The sequence below is a fragment of the Cellulomonas sp. genome (genome assembly GCF_035634735.1).
Lineage (GTDB): Bacteria > Actinomycetota > Actinomycetes > Actinomycetales > Cellulomonadaceae > Cellulomonas.
This window is the reverse complement of record NZ_DASQCJ010000152.1, coordinates 1-3,533: the sequence shown is the minus strand read 5'-3', so window position 1 is coordinate 3,533 and position 3,533 is coordinate 1. Positions and strand designations below refer to the sequence as shown.

Here is a 3,533-nt window from a genome sequence, read left to right as displayed (position 1 = left end):
CCGTACTCCGCCAACCTGCCCGGCCACGACTACGAGGTCCCCGCCGTGCAGATCGGCCTCGACTGCGACCGCGCCGTGCTGGACGAGCGCGTGCAGGCCCGGGTCGACCGGATGTGGGCCGCGGGGCTCGTCGACGAGGTGCGCGGCCTGCTCGACGGCGGCATCGGCCGCACCGCCTCCCGGGCCGTCGGCTACGCCGAGGTGCTGGCGGCCCTGCGCGGCGAGATCACCGAGGACGAGGCCCGCGCCCAGGTCGTGGCCGGGACCCGGCGGCTGGCCCGCAAGCAGATGGGCTGGTTCGGCCGGGACCCGCGGGTGCACTGGCTCGACGCCCGGGACCCGGACCTGGTCGACCGGGCCCTCGCGCTGGTCGCGGCGGCGGACGCGGGGACGCTCGGGCTCGCCACGGAGGACCCGGCCCCGCGCCGTAGTCTGGGGTCATGACCGCCCCCGCCGCGTCCTCGGCCGCCCCCGCCGCGACCCCGGCCGCCCGCGCCCTGCGCGACCCCGCCGCCGCGCTGCGCGTGACCAAGGGCCACGGCACCCAGAACGACTTCGTGCTGCTCGACGGCCGGACCGGCACCGCGCTGGACGCCGACCTGGTGCGGGCGCTCGCCGACCGGCGCGCGGGCATCGGCGGCGACGGGGTCATCCGGCTGGTCGCCAGCGCCGAGCTGCCCGAGGGCGCCGCGGTGCTCGCGGAGGACCCGGCGGCCACCTGGTTCATGGACTACCGCAACGCGGACGGCTCCATCGCGGAGATGTGCGGCAACGGCGTGCGCGTCGTCGCGGAGTACGCCCGCGCGCTCGGCCTGTGGGACCCCGCGGCGGGCGAGCTCGTGCTCGGCACCCGCGCCGGCGTCCGCCGTGTGCGCGAGGCGGCCGGCCCCGCGGGCGAGACCTGGTACGCCGTCGACATGGGGGAGTGGCGGCTGCCCGGTGGCCCCGAGGCGGCCGCCGCCGGCGCGGACGCGCAGGTCGACGTCCCGGGCCTGCCGGTGCCGCGCCCCGCGCTGAGCGTCGACCTGGGCAACCCGCACACGGTGCTCGCGCTCGCGGACGAGGCCGAGCTCGCCGCCGCCGACCTCACCCGCGCCCCCGCGGTCGACCCGGTGCCGCCGCACGGCACCAACGTCGAGCTGGTCGTCCCGCTCGGCGAGCAGCGGCTCCCGGACGGCACGGTCGTCGGCCGGGTGCGGATGCGGGTGCACGAGCGCGGCGTCGGCGAGACCCGGTCGTGCGGCACCGGCGCGTGCGCCGCGGCGCTCGCGGTGCGGGCGTGGGCCGGCCCGCAGGCGCCGGACGTCTGGCTGGTGGACGTGCCGGGCGGCACGGTGCGGGTCGCGGCGCTGCCGGACGGGCACGTCGAGCTCGCGGGCCCGGCCGTCCTGGTCGCCGACCTCGACGTCGACCCGGCCGCGCTGTCCCGCTGACCGCCGCGCGCGCCGCCGACCGCGGCCGGAACACCGCGCCCCGCGCCCGCGTTGCACCCCGCGTGACCGACACGTCGACCGCCGCCGCGCTGACGGCCGAGGACCTGCGCCGCCCCCTGGGGAGCGACGCGACGTTCCTCCAGCTGTCGTCGGGCTTCTGCGCGCCGTGCCGGGCCACCCGCCGCGTGCTGGAGCGGGTCGTCGCGACCCAGGACGGCGTCGCGCACGTCGAGGTGGACGTCGCGCACCGGGCGGACCTGGCCGAGCGGTTCGGGGTGACCGAGACCCCCACGACGGTCCTGCTCGACGCCGCCGGCGCCCCGGCGCGGACGGTGACGGGCGTGCCGTCGCTCGCGCAGGCCCGCGCCGCCGTCGCGGCGGTCCGCGCGGGCGTCTGAACCCCCGCCCGCCGGCCTCAGCCCGCCGCGACCACCCGCAGCACCCGGAACCCCCGCGCCGTCGCCACGCGGTCGACCTCCGCGACGCCGTCGAGCTCGGTCGCCAGCCAGCGCAGCAGCGAGTCCGACCCGAGGTTCTTCGCCACCACGAGGTGCGCCTCGCCGCCCGGGACCAGCCGGCGGAGCCACTGCCGCAGCATCGCGTGCAGCGTCTCCTTGCCGACCCGGATCGGCGGGTTCGACCAGATGGCGGCGAACCGGACGTCGTCGGGCACCTCCTCGGGGCGCACCGCCCGCAGCCCGTCGACGCCCAGCCGCGCCGCGTTGCGCCGGGTCAGGTCGAGCGCCCGCTCGTTCACGTCGACGGCCCACACCCGCGCGTGCGGGGCGAGCAGCCCGAGGCTGAGCGCGACCGGGCCCCAGCCGCAGCCGAGGTCCAGCAGGTCGCCGTCCCGGGGCGGGTCGGGCACGTGCTGCAGGAGCACCTCGGTGCCGCCGTCCAGGTGGTCGGGGGAGAACACGCCGCCGGCGGTCTCGACCTCGACCTCCCGGCCCGCGAGGTGCACGGTGCGGGCCCGGCGCTCGTCGGGGGAGGCGGGCTCGGCGGTGAAGTAGTGCTCGGTGCCGGTCACGCCGCGACCCTACCGGCCCGCCCGGCGCCCCGGCCGCCCGCCCCGCGCGCCCCGGCCGCCGCGACGCCGCGCCCGTCCGCCGGTGGCGAATAGCCTCGCGCCCGCCCCCGCGGCGCGCGACACTGGTACCCGGGCCGCCGCCGACGGCGGCCCACCGGCGACAGCGAAGGAACCGCGTGAACGACCCCCAGAACCCCACGACTCGCGAGCAGGACGTCCCGGAGACCGAGGTGGACGCGCAGCAGGCCGCGCGCGACGCCCAGCGGGTCGCCGACGACGTCGTGGCACGCGTGCTCGCGCGGGCGGGCACGGCGGTCCACGACGGCGCGACCGTCCACACCACCTACGACGGCGAGCAGCTCGACCTGGAGGAGCGCACGTCGCTGCGCCGGGTCGCCGGGCTGTCCACCGAGCTCCAGGACGTCACCGAGGTCGAGTACCGGCAGCTGCGCCTCGAGCGCGTCGTGCTGGTCGGCCTCTGGGGCGGCGGGGGCGTCACCCAGGAGAGCGCCGAGATCTCGCTGCGCGAGCTCGCCGCGCTGGCCGAGACGGCGGGCTCCCAGGTGCTCGACGGCCTGCTGCAGCGCCGGCAGAACCCCGACCCCGGCACGTACCTCGGCTCCGGCAAGGCGGCGGAGCTCGCGGGCGTGGTCCTGGCGGCCGGCGCGGACACCGTGGTCGTCGACGGCGAGCTCGCCCCGTCCCAGCGCCGCGCGCTGGAGGACGTGGTGAAGGTCAAGGTCGTCGACCGGACCGCGCTGATCCTCGACATCTTCGCCCAGCACGCCAAGTCCCGGGAGGGCAAGGCGCAGGTCGAGCTCGCGCAGCTCGAGTACCTGCTCCCGCGCCTGCGCGGCTGGGGCGACTCGATGTCCCGGCAGGCCGGAGGCCAGGTCGGCGGCGCCGGCGCGGGCATGGGCTCGCGCGGACCCGGTGAGACCAAGATCGAGCTGGACCGCCGCCGCATCCGCGACCGGATGGCCAAGCTGCGCCGCGAGATCGCCGCGATGGAGCCGGCCCGCGCCACCAAGCGGGCGTCCCGGAAGAAGAACGCGATCCCGTCGGTCGCG

3 protein-coding genes and 2 pseudogenes are annotated in these 3,533 nt (G+C 78.6%); 4 read left to right on the top strand and 1 reads right to left on the bottom strand.

The genetic code is table 11. The features are described 5' to 3' along the window. The 3 genes and pseudogenes from VER05_RS13120 to VER05_RS13110 form a co-directional block, all read left to right on the top strand. A pseudogene (locus VER05_RS13120) lies at positions 1-444 on the top strand (tRNA dimethylallyltransferase); the annotation flags it as partial. After that, positions 441-1,433: a diaminopimelate epimerase gene (gene dapF, locus VER05_RS13115; protein ID WP_324845784.1), complete on the top strand. Its 993-nt coding sequence runs from the start codon at positions 441-443 to the stop codon at positions 1,431-1,433. The pseudogene VER05_RS13120 and the gene dapF, both read left to right, overlap by 4 nt. A gap of 62 nt (positions 1,434-1,495) precedes the next feature. Then, positions 1,496-1,831, top strand: coding sequence for a thioredoxin family protein (locus VER05_RS13110; RefSeq protein ID WP_324845783.1), 336 nt, complete (start codon positions 1,496-1,498; stop codon positions 1,829-1,831). A gap of 17 nt (positions 1,832-1,848) precedes the next feature. On the opposite strand, the gene VER05_RS13105 is transcribed toward VER05_RS13110, so the two are convergent. After that, positions 1,849-2,463 (bottom strand): class I SAM-dependent methyltransferase, encoded by a 615-nt coding sequence (locus VER05_RS13105; RefSeq protein WP_324845782.1) that lies wholly within the window; start codon positions 2,461-2,463, stop codon positions 1,849-1,851. Between the two features lie 230 nt (positions 2,464-2,693). Here VER05_RS13105 and VER05_RS13100 point away from each other — a divergent pair. Beyond that, positions 2,694-3,533: pseudogene (locus tag VER05_RS13100) on the top strand (GTPase HflX); the annotation flags it as partial.